This window comes from Chenggangzhangella methanolivorans (assembly GCF_019797865.1).
GTDB lineage: Bacteria > Pseudomonadota > Alphaproteobacteria > Rhizobiales > Methylopilaceae > Methylopila > Methylopila methanolivorans.
In genome coordinates this window covers 5,389,617-5,405,395 of the sequence record NZ_CP081869.1, presented here as the reverse complement: position 1 = coordinate 5,405,395, position 15,779 = coordinate 5,389,617, and the positions used below count along the sequence as shown (strand labels likewise).

Genomic DNA, 15,779 nt, shown 5'->3' with positions numbered 1-15,779 from the left:
TCGTTTCCATCGATGGGCATCATCGTTGATCGCGCGGGACTTAACGTCGATGCGAGTGGTTGGCGGTGGGTACTGAACAGCGCGGGAGAACAAGTTTATCTCAATTGGGAAAGATTTCCGCGATGTTCATACGAGGTATTAACGGATACTGTTAGATACTTTGCTAGAAGAATTAAGTCAAAATCTCCTGATGCGGTGTATGCAACATTCGAAACATTGCTATATTTGTCTCATAGTCCGAGTTTTGTTGCCGCCGCAGACGGTAATGATGAGTTGTCAATCGACGTATTTAATGAAGTGCGAGGCTTCCTCGAAGGGCGGTTTGAAAATAGCATCTGGCGATTGCATCATGTGCGGCACTGGTATCGCTCTTGTGCCGATTACGGTAGTGCGGCGTTCTCACCTGAAGTAGCGTTCGAGCTTTATGAGAAAACGATTGGCGGTAATAGGAAAGGTCGTGCTGTACTGTCGTTAGATCCTGAAGAGGGTCCGCTCGTCGATGTTGAGATAACCGCTCTTCTGAACGCGTTGAACGATGAGCGTCGGCGAAAAACGTTTCGTCTTGATCATGCAGCGGCAATTTGGTTGTGTATTGCCTTGGGCTGTAATCCAAAACAGATGGCGTTACTTCGGGAATGTGATCTTCAGCTCATGGAAGAGAGTGGGGTCCGCTTTTTCCATCTTAAAGTGCCGCGTGTGAAGAAAAACCACGACGTTCCTCGTGCCGCATTCCGTACGAGAAAGTTGACGGTAGAAATTGGCAATGTTCTCCTAAGCTTAATAGCAGAAAATCGCGCTCGTGAAGAAGGTTATGGTCGAGTCACAGGTCCAAACAGTCCTATTTTCATGCGCCGTAATGTCAGGATGCATTCCGCAGGTGCCATGCAAGAATATGGACGCCACCTTTATCCGAGCGAATTTACAAAGTTAGTCTCCGACGGCGTCAGGAGATTGGGCGTTGTTTCGGTCCGAACGGGACTTCCGCTGGCCGTGACTACACGGCGCTTACGTTACACGTTCGCGACCCGCCTTGTCCGCGAAGGCGCAAGCATGGAGGAGATTGGCGAGGCACTGGATCACACTGATCTCCAGAACGTCAGGGTCTACTTCGACATCAAGAGCGACATCGTCGATTCTCTCGACCGCGCCATGGCCCTGAAACTTGGACCGGTCGCCCAGGCCTTCCTCGGGAAACTGGTTGCTTCGGAAAGGAAGGCCGAGCGTGGAGACGATCCCAGCAGCAGGGTGATGGCGGTCGACAAAGCCTCTGGACGCCCGGCTGGTCTCGGCACGTGCGGAGAGCATTCGTTCTGTGACCTGCTCGCTCCGATCGCCTGTTACACCTGCAGTCAGTTCCAGCCTTGGATCGATGGGCCTCACGACAAGATCCTGGACGATCTCCTTGCGCAGCGAGAGCGGAAAAAGGCTGCGGGCATGGATGGTCGGATGGTGGCGATCCACGACGCGACCATCCTCGCTATCGGCGATGTGATCCAGCGCATCACGGAGGTGCGCGCGGCATGAATATCCACGTTCTTCCGTCTGCCAGACATCTCGACGCGCAGACGAACCTTGAGAACTTCATCGCCAAGGCTCGCGCCTTGACGGCATTCGGCGCAGTCGACTTCGACGCGCCTATCTGGGCCGTGACGCTGATCAAGCAAAAACGTGCAAGCAGCGGCAGGTCCGGGGTCAACCGACTGTATTTTACCGAGGTGCTGGCCGGAGGACGAGGCGAAGATGGGCGGGTCCCCCTGCACGAACCCTTCGCGAGCTTCCTGAAGGCAGTCGTTCGATCCCGAGAAAGCGATGGAGCTAAGCATCTCGACGACCATGCCGCGCTGATCGCCGCTGCTCGGTTCCTCCATGAGGAAATGGCCGAGATCGGCTTCGACCCCTGCTCTCTGGACCCAGATACGTTCTACCGCGCCGCCATCGCCGCCAAGAAGGCTCAGAGTGCTTCGACGGCTTATTCGACCGGCAAGAAACTTGTCGAGATCGCAGGCTGGGTCGATCGCTTTGGTGTCGGTCGCACGCGCATCGAATTCCGAAACCCGATCATCAAACGACCGGACGGAACCGAGGGCCGATTGGATGCCGCAGCGCGGGAGCGGCGGGAGGAGAAGCTGCCGACCGACGCGAGCCTTAATGCGCTCGCCAGGCTTGCCAACCTCGTCACCGAAGACGTCGACATTCTCCGCATTCGCGTGATCGAGTTGCTGGTCTGCGGCGGCTGGCGCATCAACGAACTTCTGAGCATCCCAGCCAACTGCGAGGTTGAGGAGGCAGCCTATCGCGACGGCAAACCGGTGCTCGACGACAAGGGTGACCCAGTTGTCCGCTACGGCATCCGGTATTGGGCGGAGAAGGGCGCGCCGCCAGCGCCGAAGTGGATCCCGTCAGCCCTCGTGGACGTCGCGCGGCGGGCGATCGCGGACATCCGCCGCATCACCGAACCGACCCGAGAAGCAGCTGCGTACGCCGCTCGTCACCCGTGGGGGGTGAAAGTTGAAGGCCTCGACGATGGTGATCCCGAGTGTCTCATTGAGTGCAGCGCGGTCGGCGCTCTTTTAGGGATGACGCATCGCACAAGCGGCCTTCAGTGGTGTCGTTCGTGGAGTGTGCCGCTCGTCCAAAGCGCTGTCGGAATGTCCGCGACCCGTCGAGACGTATCGAGAGTCATTAGGCGCGAAATGCCGCAAGTGCCGCCGGATAGTCCTTTGCGGCTGGATGAGCATCTATTTCTCATACCTCAGAACTTCACCCATCCCGGACGCACCTCGATCCCTGGATCGGTGCGCTTCCTTACCGACGGCATGATCGGTCTGTTCATCACCGGCAAAGAGGGCGCACCGTCGATCTTTGAGCGGTTCGGCATGGTCGAGGACGACGGGTCGCCTATCCGGATGAATAGCCATCAGCTGCGGCATTGGCTCAACACGTTGGCCCAGGCCGGCGGGATGAGCCAGATGGAGATCGCGCGCTGGTCCGGCCGCAAGGATGTCCGGCAGAACGCGGCCTATGACCACGTGTCGGGGGCCGAGCTCGCTGGCAAGGTTCGCAAGCTGGTCGAGAACGGCGAGATGAGAGGGCCTCTCGCCGAAGCGCACGAACGCTTGCCTCCGCGCGATCGCGCCTCCTTCCGGCAGACCCAGATTGCGACAGCGCACCTGACCGAGATCGGCCTGTGTCTTCACGACTGGAGCCTGCTGCCCTGCACGAAGCACGGTAGTTGCCCTGACTGCACCGAGCATTGCGTAAAGAAGGGCGATGCGGGCCAGTGCGGTGCGGCCGAACGGCTGCTTGCCGAGACCAACGCCCTGCTGGAAAGCGCGGCCGTCGAAGCAGACGAAAGGACCTACGGCGCGGCGCGCTGGGTGGAGGCTCACCGCCGGACGGCTCGCGGCCTCGAGGCTATCGTCGCCGTGCATCATGACCCCAGCATTCCCAACGGCACGCTGGTTCAGATCGCAAGGCCCTGAGGGGCCGTCGGAGGGGAGTGTTCACCTCCTTGCTGTCTACTTGGTGGCTCCGGGCCGAATCACCGTCGAGCCCAGTCTGGGTGGGGCAGATGGCCGTGAAGGAGAAGGGTAGTCGACGTTCGCCAGCCCGCGCTCCGCGGACGGGCAGCCGGCGGCATCTCGACGAAGCGACCGTGGCGCGGATCCGCGAGGTCATCTTGACCTGGGCGGCTCTTCCGCTCCGCTGGGAGGATATCAGCGGCGCTCAAACAGCTCGGCGTCGGTTCGTGGACCAGGCAGGCGCTGGCGGCGAAGCCCGAGATCGTCGATGCCGTCAAAACCCGTAAGGTCGCCTTGGCCGGCGGCGCGAAGCGGCGCTCCCGTGATCCAGAGGTCGTCATCCTTCGACGACAGGTCGAGGATCTGCAGGAGCGCATGAAGGAACTGGCCGAACGCAACGCCTGGTACGAGGAGCGGCACCTCATCATGCTGCGCAACGCGGCCGTGAAGGGCGTCAGCGAGGCCGAACTCATGAAGGCGCTTCCGCCCATCGACCGGAGCAGGTTTTGACTGCGGCCGCAGGGCAGTCTGGAGCGGCGGCCGGCGCCGAGAATTCTCGCCGCCTTCAGGAGTATCTCGACGCGCTCGCGGCCGAACGTCGCCCGCTTCCGATGCGCAACGGTCGCGTCAACGTCTCGGCCGTGGCGCTGGCCTGCGGCTTCGACCGGCAGGTTCTCTACAAGAACCCGGCGGCGAAGGAAGCGCTGGACCTCGGTCGAAGCGATGGGGCTCGCGCCCGAGAACGCTGAGGAGCCTGACGTAAAGCCGGAAGTCCGCACGCCGGACCGGCGCGAGCGACGCATCCACAAGCTCGAACAAGAGAACGCGGCGCTCCGCGCCGAGGTCGCCGGCCTGCGGGAGCGCCTGCGGCGGGTCGAGCATGTCGAGACGCATATGGTGGAGACGGGACGCTGGGTCTCTTCTCTCCCGTTCCTCGGTGAGACCGGGGAATGACCGTTCCTCGGAGCCGACCTGCGAACAGCAGGCCGCCGCGCGCAGGGGAAGGGAAGGGGGCGCGCCTCGGCGCGCCGCTTGCGCTTGCCCCTTCCCTGGACCGAGCACGGTGGCATGGTGGGCGTGGGTCGGCGGGGCACGTCCCGATGGCCGCTCTGATCCGCCACCTCGCTGAGACGCCAGCCTTCGAAGGTATCGGCTGGGCGAAGGCCGCTCGGCTGGCGGAAGTCTTCGGGCCGGATCTTCCACGGCTCCTCGCCGGCGGCGACCCGAACCCGTTGGCGACGGTGGTGGGAGAGCGGGAGGCCGAGACGCTGGTTCGAGCTTGGGCTGAGGATCTCGCGCGAGGAGACGTCGTGGTCTGGCTCGAGGAGCGCGGCTTCGATCCGCGCCTGGCCGGAAAGGTGATGCGCCTCTGGGGAGCGGAGGCCGCCCAACGCATTCGCAGTCAGCCTTACGCCATGATGGCGCTCGCCTCTTGGCCGACCGTCGACGCCGCCGCGAAGCGCATAGGGACGGCCGAGGACGATCCCGCCCGACTGATCGCCGCCGTCGAGGCTGTGCTCTACGAGCGCCTGCAGAGCCAGCACACGTGGACGAGCGACGCCACCCTCCGAGCCCGCCTGCGGAAGCTTCTCGGCCCTGTAGGAGCTGTTTCTGACGTCTCGCGCGGTCGACCATGCCCGGGACGTTGGGGCCGTCGTGAGCAGCGATGGAGGGTGGCAGCCGGCCGGCGCGGCTATGATGGAGGCCTACGTTGCGTCCCGGCTCCTGACCGCGCTGTCAGAGCCCGTCCAAGGCGACCTGATCGCCCGTGAGGTACCCGAAGAAGAAATCGATCAGTGGCTCGATGGTGCGAGACGTGAGGTCGGGGTCGAGCTGAACGAGGAACAACGCGCCGCGGTCCGCCTGGCGGTCCGGTCTCGGTTCGGCATGGTGCTCGGGGGAGCGGGCGTCGGGAAAACGACAGTCCTGAAGGCCGTCTGCGCGGCGAACGAGGCGTTCGGCAGAGTTGTTCACCAGATGGCCCTGGCTGGCCGTGCAGCGGTCCGGATGCGCGAGGCGACTGGTCGGCCAGCATCGACCATCGCGGCCTTCCTGAAAGCCTGTGAGGCGAAAAAGGTGGCTCTTGGGCCGGAGAGCCTCATCGTCGTCGATGAGAGCTCCATGCTTGACCTGCCGACGCTCTACCGCCTGCTGCGGCACATGCCCGAGGAGAGCCGCTTGCTGTTGGTCGGCGATGAGGCCCAGCTCGGACCCATCGGCTTCGGCCTCACCCTCCACGCGTTCGCCGAAGCTCCTCAGGTTCCCGCCATCCGGCTCAGACGGATCTATCGCCAGGCGGCGACTTCGGGCATCCCGGTCGTAGCGGCCGCGATCCGAGAGGGTCAGTGGCCGACGCTCGAGCATCAGGTCGGTTTGGACGGCGTCGCCCTAGTCAGCACGGACAGCGCCCCGACCGCCGACCACGTCGTCGATGTCGTCGAGCGCCTCGGAGGCTTCGGCCACGACCTTCGCATCCTTACCCCGCTCAGGGCTGGTGATACCGGCTTGGAGGCGCTGAACGGCCTGTTCCATCGCCTTCTTAGTGTGGGAAGGGCCCGGGTTCCCGGTCGCGACCTTGCGCTGGGCGAGCCCGTCATGTTCGGCCGAAACGACTATCGTCGCGACCTGCGCAACGGCAGCCTCGGCGTCGTGGTGCGCATCGACGATGCCGTTGAGGTCGACTTCGACGGCGAGCGCCATGAGTTCGTAGGGTCAGCTCTCGACGACCTGTCGCTCGCCTACGCGGTCACCGTCCACAAGGCGCAAGGATCTCAGTTCCGCAGCGTGGTCGTCCCGGTCACGCGCTCGCGGCTGCTCGATCGGTCCCTGATCTACACCGCGGTCACGCGCGCGACCGATCGGGTCGTGCTCATCGGCGAGGCTGACGTTCTTGCAGAAGCCGTTCGCCAGCCCTCCGCCGCCGGCAGGCGTGAGACCGGCCTCGGAAGGCCTGCGTTCTGGCGGGATCACGCGGTAGCGTGATATGCTCGAAACTGGATCGGCGAGGGCCGCTCCAGCATGTTCGCCAACCACCGTCAGATCGACCAAATGAGCGACAGACGACATTTGTCGCTCATCACGTCCAAGGATTCTTGAAGCTGCTCAACGCCGTAACACACAGTGGCGCTTCTGTACCGCACAGAACCTTTCTGATCTCGAGCCGCCGGAGCGGGTCCGATCCCCGACCTCGGCCCCAGCGTCCGTTGGTCATGGTTTGACGGATGCGCGCGCCATGCTATGGCCGCGCGACGGCGACGCGGGGGCGAAGTGGTGGCGGCACGAGGCGGCTTGATGCGACGGGCGGGGGGCGTTCTCGCCGCCTATCTCGTCGTGTTGCAGGCCGTCTTGGCGGGCGTCGCGCTCGGCGCGGCTCCGGCGGCCGCCGATCCGTTCGGCGTTTTGTGCCGCACGATCGCGGACGAGACGTCGGCCCCGGACGACGGCGGCTCGGACAAGAGCCACAAGGCGCTGCCCGACTGCTGCGTTTCCGGATGCGCGCTCCATGCGGTCGCCGCCGCGCCGCGCGACGTTCAGATCGTTCCGGACGTTCCGCAGGTTCTCGGCGGAACGGAGCGGCTTTGGGCGGACGCGCTCGCGCCGCCTGCGCAAAAACGAACTCCACGAAATCCAAGGGCTCCTCCGCGCGAGGCGTGATCGCGGCCTGCAAGGCCGCGCGTCGTTTCGCCAAGACCTCGCCGGCCGGGCAGGGCGTCGCCCGCCGCCGCGCGGGCCAAGCCCTTTCGCGTGGAGTTTTCCGAAGTGTCCGTTCGTTTCTCGCCGGCGCGCAGCGCCGCGCGTCGCCGCGCCTTGTTTTCCGCCGCCGCCGTCGCGGCCCTGCTCGTCGCCTCCCCCTCACTGGCGCAACCCCCGGAAGGGGACGGCGAGGCTGCGACCCCTCTCGACGAGATCGCGATCGAAGGGCGCGGCGAGGGCGACGCCTCCGCGCCGGCCGCGCGGCTCAAGCGCACGAGCGAGGCCGCGAGCCGCCTCGGCCTCACCGTGCGCGAAACGCCGGCGACCGTCGACGTGCTCACACAGCAGCAGCTGCAGGAGCAGGGCAGCCGCTCGCTGATCGAGGCCTACAACTCCGCGCCGGGCGTCGTCGCCGGCAACCTGCCGGGCGAACCGGCGTCACCGCGATCCGCGGCTTTTCGCGCGGGGCGGTCGGCTATGTGATCGACGGGGTGAGGGCGATCGATCCGCTGATCGCCTCGCGCAACTACGACACCTACAGCTTCGACCGGATCGAGATCCTCAAAGGTCCGGCCCTCCGTGGTCGACGGGGCCGGCGCGCTTGCGGGCACGATCAACCTCGTGACGCGCAAGCCGGAGTTCGACGTCTTCAAGGCCGACGGGCTGCTTTCCTACGGCTCGTTCGACAGCGTGCGCGCAGGAGCGGCCGTCAACGTCGCGCCGAGCGAGAACGTCGCCGCCGCGGCGAGCGTGCTCTACGGACGCTCCGACGGCTATGTGAACGACACCGACAGCGAGAACGTGCAGGTCACCACCGCGATCGCGCTGAAGCCGACCGATCGCCTCAAGATCACGGCGGCGTTCGACTATTTCCACGACGACTTCCGCACCGCCTATTTCGGCACGCCGCTGCTGCCCTCGGACGTCGCGCGCGACCCGAGCGGCGTCGTGACGGGCCGCGGCTTCGTGCTCGACAAGTCGATCTGGAAGAAGAACTTCAACGTCGACGACGGCGTGATGAAGTCCGACGCCGTGTGGGCGCGCGCCGGCGCCGAGTACGAGCTCACCGACGCCTGGACGCTGAAGAACGACTTCGGCTTCTACAGCGCCGACCGGCTGTGGCGGAACTCGGAGGACTACACCTACGTGGCGACCCAGCCGGGCGACGCCAAGCTGCGGCGCGACGCGACGCTGATCTCCCACGACCAGCAGTCCTGGACCAACCGCACGACGGCGAACTTCGACGGCGAGATCGGCGGCATGCGCAACCGCTTCACGACGGGCGTCGAATACATGCGCACCGAGTTCGGCTCGAGGCGCCGGTTCGGGACCGTCGACTTCGTCGATCCGTTCGACTTCGACCGGGGAGACTTTCCCGACACCGCGGGCTTCGCCACCCGGCAGAACTTCGACAGCACGGTCGACAACACCGCCGTTTTCGTCGAGAACGCGCTCAACCTCACGCCCGAATGGATCGTGGTCGGCGGCGTCCGGCAGGACTGGATCGACCTCGACCGCAAGGTCGACGACCTCAACGACCCGACGCTGTCGGACCGTTTCGGCAACAAGTTCAAGGCGACGTCCTGGCGCATCGGCACGGTCTACGACCTCACGCCGCAAGTCAGCCTGTTCGGCCAGTACACGACCGCGATCACCCCGGTCAGCTCGCTCCTGCTGTCGAGCTCGGCGCGCGCCGCCTTCGACCTGACGAAGGGCCGGTCGGTCGAGGGCGGCGTCAAGACGCTTCTTTGGGACGAGCGGATCGCCGCGACGGCGTCGATCTACCAGATCGAGCAGGACAACATCCTGACGCGCGATCCGGTCACGCCGGCACTCACCGTCCAGGGCGGCAGCCAGCGCTCGCGCGGCGTCGAGCTCGACGTCTCGATGGCGATGACGAGCCAGTGGAAGGTCAACGCCAACGCGGCCTTCCTCAAGGCGGAGTTCACGAAGCTTTCGGAAGGCGGCGTCAGCCTCAAGGGCAACCGGCCGCTCAACGTTCCGGAGCGGACGATCAATCTCTGGACCACTTATCGGCTGGCCGAGGCGCCGATCACTTTCGGGGCCGGCCTTCGCCATGTCGGAAGCTTCTACACCGACAACGCCAACACGATCCGCGTCGCCGGCCGCACGCTGTTCGACGCGTCAATCGCGGTCGACGTGCCGGCGGGCGGCGTCGTCACGCTCCGGGGCCGGAACCTCACCAACAAGCTCTACGCCGAGTGGTCGGGCTATTCCTCGACCCAGGTCTATGTCGGCGCGCCGCGCAGCTTCGACCTGACCTACAGCGTGAAGTTCTGAGAGGGGAGGCGGCGATGGGCTTTTTCCAGAACCCGGCGCTCTACCGCGCGGTCTGGCGCTGGCATTTCTACGCCGGGCTGATCGTCGCCCCGTTCCTGCTGATCCTCAGCGTGACGGGGGCGATCTATCTCTTCAACGACGAGATCAACGACGCGCTCCATGCGGACAAGCGCATCGTCGCGCCGCATGAGACGACGCTGCCGCTGGGCCGCCTCGTCGCCGCGGCCGCGGCGAGCGTCCCGGGCGGCGAGGCCACCCGGATCGACACCTGGGCGGGCGCCGACCGGAGCGCGCAGGTCTACGTCAAGGACGGGCAGGGCGGAGAACGCCGCGTCTTCGTCGATCCGGGGACCGGCGCCGTGCTCGGCTCCTACGTTTACGACCGGACGCTGGTGGGCTTCGCGGACCGCTTCCATGGCTCGTCGCTGCTCGGCGGCCACGCCATCGTCGAGCTCGCGGCCTGCTGGGGCGTCGTGCTCATCGTGACGGGGCTCTATCTCTGGTGGCCCCGGGGAGCGCGGCGTTTCGCCGACGCTCTCGTCCCGAAACTCCGGGGGACCGGCCGGCCGTTCTGGAAGAGCCTTCACGCCGCGATCGGCGTCTGGACGGCGGCCGTCCTGCTGTTCCTCATCCTGACCGGACTGCCATGGGCGAATGTGTGGGGAACGCTCCTGCGCGCCGGGACCGAGGCCGCAGGGATCGGCTACCCGGTCAGCCACCGCAACCACGGCGCCGTGCCGGCCTCGGCCGAGACGATGAAGCAGGCGACCGGAGAGGCGCCCTGGACGCTCGAGACCGCGCCGATGCCGGCCTCGCGGGAGCAGGCCGGGGACGAGCATGCCGGCCATCATGGCGGCCACATGAGCGCCCCCGCGGACGCCGCCGCCGCGCCGATCGGCGTCGACCGCGCGGGCGAGATCCTCGCCGCGGCCGGCATGGCGCATCCCTACCGGCTCTCGCTGCCGAAGGGGGCGGCCGGGGTCTACTCGGCTTATGTCTATCCCGATCGCCCGCAGGGGCAGCGGACGATCCAGATCGACCAGTACTCGGGCGCGATCCTGAACGACGTCGGCTTCGCCGACTACGGCGTGGCCGCCAAGGCGGTGGAGCTCGGCGTCCAGCTCCACATGGGCAACTATTTCGGCCGCGCGAACCAGTTCGTGATGCTGCTCGCCTGCGTCGGGACCGCGGCGCTGTCGATCACCGGGCCGATCATGTGGTGGCGCAGACGACCGAAAGGCCAGCTCGCCGCGCCGCGGACGCTCGAGCCGACGCGGCTGCGCACGGTGGCGACGATCACGCTCGTCATCGGGATCCTGTTCCCGCTCGCTGGACTTTCGCTCGTCGCCGCGCTTGGCGTCGACCGGCTGATGGCGCGCCGAGGCGCCGGCGGCTGACTTCGCCGTTAAGCATTTCGAAAAAAAACACTCACGGGTTGTGGATGCGTCTGGCGCTCGCCTCATCAGGCGGTAGTCTGATCCCTAACAAACTGGGGGCGGGGCGATGCCGAAATCTGCTGCGATCGCGAGATTGACGTCGGCGGCGAGGACGGCCGGCGAAAAGGCGGGCTTCGCCGCTCTCGTGATCGCGATCGTCGTCGCGCCTTCGGCCATCGCTTCCGCTCTGGTCGCCGCCGACGTCGTCTGGGAACTGGTTGTCGCAGCCTCGAACGCCGTCACCGCGACGCTCTATGCGACGCCGGTGGTGCGCGACAGCCCCGGCCAGACCGCGGACGCGCTCAGGTTCCTGTTCGGCGCGATCCTGGCCGCCGCAGCCCCCTCGGTCTCGATCGGGGCGTTCGAGCGCGCATGGGGCGCGAAGGCGCTCGCGGCGCTGCTGTTCTATCCGCTCTGGCTCATGGTGATCCTCGCGCCCGCGATGGTCGTGCGCCAGTTCGCGTCCGAGATCGACGCCGCCCGGCTTGGTTCGCATGTCTCGATCGACTTCCTCGTGACGTTTTCGGCCTGCGCGGCCTCGATCGCCCTCTGCTTCTCCCTGTGGGCCCGCACCCGCCCCTTGGGTCTCGCGCGGTCGAGACGCGCCGTCGTCAGGGTTTGAATCCCATCGCGCCTCGAAGCCGGGCGTTCGCGCGCCAGATAGGCGCGTCCGGACGACGGAATTCTGTGGGAGTAGACCGATCATGAAGGCGATGACGCTCGGAAGCCCGGCGGGGCTCGACACGCTGGCTCTGGTCGACAAGGACGAGCCGGGCGGGCCGGGTCCCGGCGAGATCCGGGTGCGGCTGAAGGCGAGCTCGCTCAACTTTCATGACTACGCGGTGGCGACCGGCATGCTGCCGTCGCAGGCCGGCCGGGTGCTGATGTCGGACGGTGCGGGGGTGGTCGAGGAGGTCGGCGCCGGCGTCGACGAGTTCGCCGCCGGCGACCATGTCGTCTCGACCTTCTTCCCGACCTGGATCGACGGCCGCACCGACATCTCGGACTTCTCGCTCACGCCGGGCGACGGCGTCGACGGCTACGCCTGCGAGATGGTCACCGCGCCCGCGACCTCGTTCACGCGCGCGCCGAAGGGCTGGACGCACGCCGAAGCCGCGACGCTCACCTGCGCCGGACTGACCGCCTGGCGCGCCCTCGTCGTGAACGGCGGGCTGAAGGCCGGCGACGTCGTCCTGACCATGGGAACCGGCGGCGTCTCGATCTTCGCGCTGCAGATCGCCAAGGCGATGGGCGCCACCGTGATCGCGACCTCGTCGTCGGACGAGAAGATGGAGCGCCTGAAGAGCCTCGGCGCGGACCACGTGATCAACTACCGGTCGACCGAGAATTGGGGCGAGGCGGCCCACGGTCTCGCTTACGGGCGCGGCGTCGACCATGTGGTCGAGATCGGCGGTCCGGGAACGCTCGCCCAGTCCTTCGCCGCCGCGCGCGTCGGCGGCCATGTCTCGCTGATCGGCATCTTCACCGGGCTTTCAGGCGAGGTGCCGACGTTCGCCCTCATGGCCAAGCAGGCGCGGCTCCAGGGCATGATCGTCGGTTCGCGCCGGCATCAGCAGGACATGGTCGAAGCCATGGAGGCGACCGGGCTGAAGCCGGTGATCGACCGCAGCTTCGGCCTCGACGCGTTGGGCGAGGCCTTCCGGCATCAAGAGTCGAACCGGCATTTCGGCAAGATCTGTCTGGAGTTCTGATCTTTTAGGTCCGCCTATCGGCGCTGCTGTAGCGGTGGACTGCGTGCTTCGAGACGCCGACAAGGGTCGGCTCCTCAGCATGAGGACCGTCTTTGGATCGCCGCCATCGTTCATGCTGAGGAGGCCTGCAGGGCCGTCTCGAAGCACGCAGTTCCTCTCGGCCTGTCCTTATTTGGCCGCAGGCTTCAGCCGCCGGACATGTTCCGGCGCATAAAGCGCGCTCGACGTCTCGCCGAGGCCGTCGAGCGCGCGGCCGACGATGACGAGCGCCGTGCGCTCGATCCCCAACGGCGCGGCCTTCTCGACGATGTCGGCGAGCGTTCCCCGCACGATCGCCTCGTCGGGCCATGTCGCGCGGGCGACGAGCGCGACGGGACAGTCGGCGCCGTAAAGCGGCGCAAGCTCATCGGCGATGCGTGCGAGCTGCTTTGCGGCGAGGTGGAGCACGAGCGTGCCGCGCGCCGCCGCCACCGCCTGAAGCGTTTCCGCCTCGGGCATTCTGGAGGCGCGGCCGGACAAGCGGCTGAGCGTGATCGTCTGGGCGATCTCCGGAACCGTGAGCTCGACGCCGAGCCGCGCGCCGCCGCCGCGAAGGCCGGCACGCCGGGCACGATCTCGTACGGAATGCCGCGCGCCTTCAACGCGGCGAACTGTTCGGCCGTCGCGCCGTAGATCGACGGATCGCCGGAATGCACGCGCGCGACGTCGAGTCCGCCGGCGTCCGCCGCCTCGAACTCCGCCACGATGTCGTCGAGCGACAGCGCCGCCGTGTCGACGACGCGCGCGTCCTTCGGCGCATGCGCCACGACGGCTGCGGGCACGAGGGAGCCTGCGTAGAGACAGACGGGGCATCGGGCGATAAGGTCGCGCCCGCGGACCGTGATCAGGTCGGGATCGCCCGGCCCTGCGCCGATGAAATAGACCGTCACGGCTTCACGACGGCGTATTGCGTGACGGGCATCGCAGGGCGCCAACCGGTCATCCGGCCGACCGCGTCCGCGTAGGTCGCCTGGAGGCGCACGAGATCGCCGCCATAGGCCGCGCGGGCGGCCGTCAGCCTCGCCTCGGTCTCGAGCGTCACGGCGTTGGCGACGAGGCGTCCGCCGGGCTTGAGCGCAGCCCAGCAGATCTCGACGACGCGCTCGCCCGTGGCGCCGCCGCCAAGGAAGATCGCGTCGGGGCGCGGCAGGCCCGCCAGTCCCTCAGGCGCCGCTTGCTCGCGCACGTCGAGCGCCGGAACGCCGAGCCGCCGCGCGTTCCGTCGCGCCCGTTCCGCGCGGTCGGCGCGCGGCTCGAGCGCGATCGCATGAGCGTCCGGCTCGGCGCGCAGCCATTCGATCCCGATCGAACCGGAGCCCGCTCCGACGTCCCAGAGCAGGGCGCCGGGGCGGGCGCAAGGCGCGCGAGCGTGACGGCCCGGATCTCGCGGCGCGTGATCTGGCCGTCGTTCTCGAACGCGTCGTCCGGCAGGCCCGGAATGCGGGGAAGACGGGATGCGCCGGGCCCCGCCACGATCTCGATCGCCACGACGTTGAGCGCGTCGAAGCGATGATCGTCCATCTCGGCGGCCGCGCAGGACAGCGCGCGCTGGGCCGGCGCGCCGAGGCGCTCCAGCACCGTCATGCGGCTGCGTCCGAACCCGAGCGAAACGAGAAGCCGTGCGGCCTCGGCCGGCGTGCCTCCGCCGGCCGAGAGCAGGACGACGCGCGCGCCGTCGAACAGTTCGAGCGCAAGCGCTTCGAGCGGCCGTCCGCAAGCGGAGACCAGCCGGGTCTCCTGAACCGGCCACAGCATCGCGGCGCAGGCGAGCTGAAACGAGGAGACCGTCGGAAGAACCGCGACCTCTTCGCGCGCGATCCGGGCGAGCAGGGTCGCGGCGACGCCGTAGAGCAGGGGATCGCCGCTCGCCAGCACGACGACGCGACGACCACGCCATTCCGCGATCGTCTCGACGAAGGGCAGCATGGGAGAGGGCCAGGCGTGGCGCTCGGCGTGGGGCGCGGCGTCCGCCGGCACGAGCGAAAGATGCCGCGCGCCGCCCACGAGGGCCTCGGCCCGTTCCAAGGCTGCGCGCGCGTCCTCGCCAAGCCCGCCGAAACCATCCTCGCCGATCCCGACGACGGTCAGCCAGCGCGGGTCGGGCAGGGGGCGGAGGCTTGTGCGGGCACGCGGAAGATCCGGAAGCGTCTGTAGTCGAACTTCGCTTATCGGCGGGCGCACGGCCAAGAGCAAGACGGCTTCCGGATCAGGCGACGCCCGGATCTCCGATCAGCGCCTTGGCCTGCTCGAGCGCCTCCTCCACGGTCTCGACCACGAGGCCGGCGGGCGGCGGCGGGCGATCGACGAGCACCACGGGCACGCCGCGTTCCCGCGCCGCGTCGAGCTTGGCGACCGCGCCCTTGCCGCCGCTGTTCGCCGTCACCAGCACGCCGAAGCCGTGCTCCTCGAACAGCGCGTGCTCGTTGGCGAGCGAGAACGGGCCGCGGTCGTTGACCACGATCGCGTTCGGATGGTCGAAGGGCGGCTCCGGAGGCTCGACGGTCCGGATGACGAAGCGCAGGTCGCGGCGTTTCGCGAACGGCGCGATCTTCATGCGCCCAACGGTGAGGAAGCAGGGGCCGTCCGTGCGCGGGGTCAGCTGCGCCGCGGCTTCGACGTCCGACGCGAAACGCCAGTCGTCGCCTTCGCGCGGCCGCCACGCGGGGCGGACGACATGGACGAGGCGCGCGCCGACCGCGTGACAGGCCTTGGCGGCGTTGTCCTTGATCCGCGCCGCGAAGGGATGCGTGGCGTCCACCACCAGGGCGAAGTCCTCGACCGCGAGATAGGCGCTGAGGCCGGTGACGCCGCCGAAGCCGCCGACCCGCCAGAGGCCTGCGGGCGTACGCCGCGTCTCGGTGCGGCCGGCGAAGGACGTCACCACCTCGTAGCCGCTCGCGGTGAACCGCTCGGCGGCCTCGAAGCCGTCCGACGAGCCGCCGAGAATGAGAACCCGCGGAGCGGCTTCCCCCTCGAACGTGGGATTGTGCGGCGCCGCGAGAGGGGTCATGGTCCGCCGCATGTCGCCGATGCTGCCGCATGCCGAATGTCCTTCGACGCCGCTCGTGTTGCCGCCG

General features: G+C 67.3%; 13 protein-coding genes and 3 pseudogenes. 13 read left to right on the top strand and 3 right to left on the bottom strand.

Features of this window, described 5'->3' with window-relative positions; all coding sequences use genetic code 11:
• Positions 1-12 precede the first annotated feature (12 nt).
• The 13 genes and pseudogenes from K6K41_RS28410 to K6K41_RS28350 all read left to right on the top strand — a co-directional run bounded on the left by K6K41_RS28410 (position 13) and on the right by K6K41_RS28350 (position 12,663).
• Positions 13-1,524, top strand: a complete 1,512-nt coding sequence (locus tag K6K41_RS28410; protein WP_261403304.1) for a site-specific integrase — start codon at positions 13-15, stop codon at positions 1,522-1,524.
• Entirely contained in the window at positions 1,521-3,482 is a 1,962-nt protein-coding gene (locus K6K41_RS28405) for a hypothetical protein (RefSeq protein WP_261403303.1), read from the top strand. Before K6K41_RS28410 ends, K6K41_RS28405 begins: the two co-directional genes overlap by 4 nt.
• Positions 3,483-3,815: 333 nt before the next feature.
• Positions 3,816-4,031: a hypothetical protein gene (locus K6K41_RS28400; RefSeq protein ID WP_261403302.1), complete on the top strand. Its 216-nt coding sequence runs from the start codon at positions 3,816-3,818 to the stop codon at positions 4,029-4,031.
• On the top strand, positions 4,028-4,270 hold the full coding sequence (locus K6K41_RS28395) for a hypothetical protein (protein WP_261403301.1): 243 nt from the start codon (positions 4,028-4,030) through the stop codon (positions 4,268-4,270). Before K6K41_RS28400 ends, K6K41_RS28395 begins: the two co-directional genes overlap by 4 nt.
• Positions 4,245-4,475, top strand: a complete 231-nt coding sequence (locus K6K41_RS28390) for a hypothetical protein (protein WP_261403300.1) — start codon at positions 4,245-4,247, stop codon at positions 4,473-4,475. The genes K6K41_RS28395 and K6K41_RS28390 overlap by 26 nt, the downstream gene beginning before the upstream one ends.
• Before the next feature lie 146 nt (positions 4,476-4,621).
• Positions 4,622-5,293 (top strand): helix-hairpin-helix domain-containing protein, encoded by a 672-nt coding sequence (locus K6K41_RS28385; protein ID WP_261403299.1) that lies wholly within the window; start codon positions 4,622-4,624, stop codon positions 5,291-5,293.
• Positions 5,217-6,503: an ATP-dependent DNA helicase gene (locus tag K6K41_RS28380; protein WP_261403298.1), complete on the top strand. Its 1,287-nt coding sequence runs from the start codon at positions 5,217-5,219 to the stop codon at positions 6,501-6,503. The genes K6K41_RS28385 and K6K41_RS28380 overlap by 77 nt, the downstream gene beginning before the upstream one ends.
• A 309-nt stretch (positions 6,504-6,812) precedes the next feature.
• Positions 6,813-7,175: a DUF2946 family protein gene (locus K6K41_RS28375; RefSeq protein WP_261403297.1), complete on the top strand. Its 363-nt coding sequence runs from the start codon at positions 6,813-6,815 to the stop codon at positions 7,173-7,175.
• Positions 7,176-7,265: 90 nt separating this feature from the next.
• Positions 7,266-7,729: pseudogene (locus K6K41_RS28370) on the top strand (TonB-dependent receptor plug domain-containing protein); the annotation flags it as partial.
• Between the two features lie 64 nt (positions 7,730-7,793).
• Positions 7,794-9,515: a TonB-dependent receptor gene (locus K6K41_RS28365; protein ID WP_261403295.1), complete on the top strand. Its 1,722-nt coding sequence runs from the start codon at positions 7,794-7,796 to the stop codon at positions 9,513-9,515.
• 14 nt (positions 9,516-9,529) lie between these two features.
• Positions 9,530-10,912, top strand: a complete 1,383-nt coding sequence (locus K6K41_RS28360; RefSeq protein ID WP_261403294.1) for a PepSY-associated TM helix domain-containing protein — start codon at positions 9,530-9,532, stop codon at positions 10,910-10,912.
• 106 nt (positions 10,913-11,018) lie between these two features.
• Positions 11,019-11,573, top strand: a complete 555-nt coding sequence (locus tag K6K41_RS28355; protein ID WP_261403293.1) for a hypothetical protein — start codon at positions 11,019-11,021, stop codon at positions 11,571-11,573.
• Positions 11,574-11,655: 82 nt separating this feature from the next.
• Complete coding sequence (locus K6K41_RS28350) at positions 11,656-12,663, top strand: zinc-dependent alcohol dehydrogenase family protein (RefSeq protein ID WP_261403292.1); 1,008 nt, start codon at positions 11,656-11,658, stop codon at positions 12,661-12,663.
• Between the two features lie 168 nt (positions 12,664-12,831).
• On the opposite strand, the pseudogene cobM reads toward K6K41_RS28350, so the two are convergent.
• The 3 genes and pseudogenes from cobM to K6K41_RS28335 form a co-directional block, all read right to left on the bottom strand.
• Positions 12,832-13,592, bottom strand: a pseudogene (gene cobM / locus K6K41_RS28345) (precorrin-4 C(11)-methyltransferase).
• A pseudogene (gene cbiE / locus K6K41_RS28340) lies at positions 13,589-14,808 on the bottom strand (precorrin-6y C5,15-methyltransferase (decarboxylating) subunit CbiE). Before cbiE ends, cobM begins: the two co-directional pseudogenes overlap by 4 nt.
• 100 nt (positions 14,809-14,908) lie before the next feature.
• The gene (locus K6K41_RS28335; RefSeq protein WP_261403291.1) at positions 14,909-15,712 is read right to left on the bottom strand and encodes a cobalt-precorrin-6A reductase; all 804 of its coding nucleotides are present in this window, start codon (positions 15,710-15,712) and stop codon (positions 14,909-14,911) included.
• Positions 15,713-15,779: the final 67 nt, after the last annotated feature.

Excerpts from the sequence above, each read along its gene's own strand:
- K6K41_RS28355 (WP_261403293.1), top strand. The coding sequence starts at position 11,019 with ATGCCGAAATCTGCTGCGATCGCGAGATTGACGTCGGCGGCGAGGACG.
- K6K41_RS28390 (WP_261403300.1), top strand. The coding sequence starts at position 4,245 with ATGGGGCTCGCGCCCGAGAACGCTGAGGAGCCTGACGTAAAGCCGGAA.
- K6K41_RS28350 (WP_261403292.1), top strand. The coding sequence starts at position 11,656 with ATGAAGGCGATGACGCTCGGAAGCCCGGCGGGGCTCGACACGCTGGCT.
- K6K41_RS28360 (WP_261403294.1), top strand. The coding sequence starts at position 9,530 with ATGGGCTTTTTCCAGAACCCGGCGCTCTACCGCGCGGTCTGGCGCTGG.
- K6K41_RS28385 (WP_261403299.1), top strand. The coding sequence starts at position 4,622 with ATGGCCGCTCTGATCCGCCACCTCGCTGAGACGCCAGCCTTCGAAGGT.
- K6K41_RS28405 (WP_261403303.1), top strand. The coding sequence starts at position 1,521 with ATGAATATCCACGTTCTTCCGTCTGCCAGACATCTCGACGCGCAGACG.
- K6K41_RS28335 (WP_261403291.1), bottom strand. The coding sequence starts at position 15,712 with ATGACCCCTCTCGCGGCGCCGCACAATCCCACGTTCGAGGGGGAAGCC.
- K6K41_RS28375 (WP_261403297.1), top strand. The coding sequence starts at position 6,813 with ATGCGACGGGCGGGGGGCGTTCTCGCCGCCTATCTCGTCGTGTTGCAG.
- K6K41_RS28380 (WP_261403298.1), top strand. The coding sequence starts at position 5,217 with ATGATGGAGGCCTACGTTGCGTCCCGGCTCCTGACCGCGCTGTCAGAG.
- K6K41_RS28410 (WP_261403304.1), top strand. The coding sequence starts at position 13 with ATGGGCATCATCGTTGATCGCGCGGGACTTAACGTCGATGCGAGTGGT.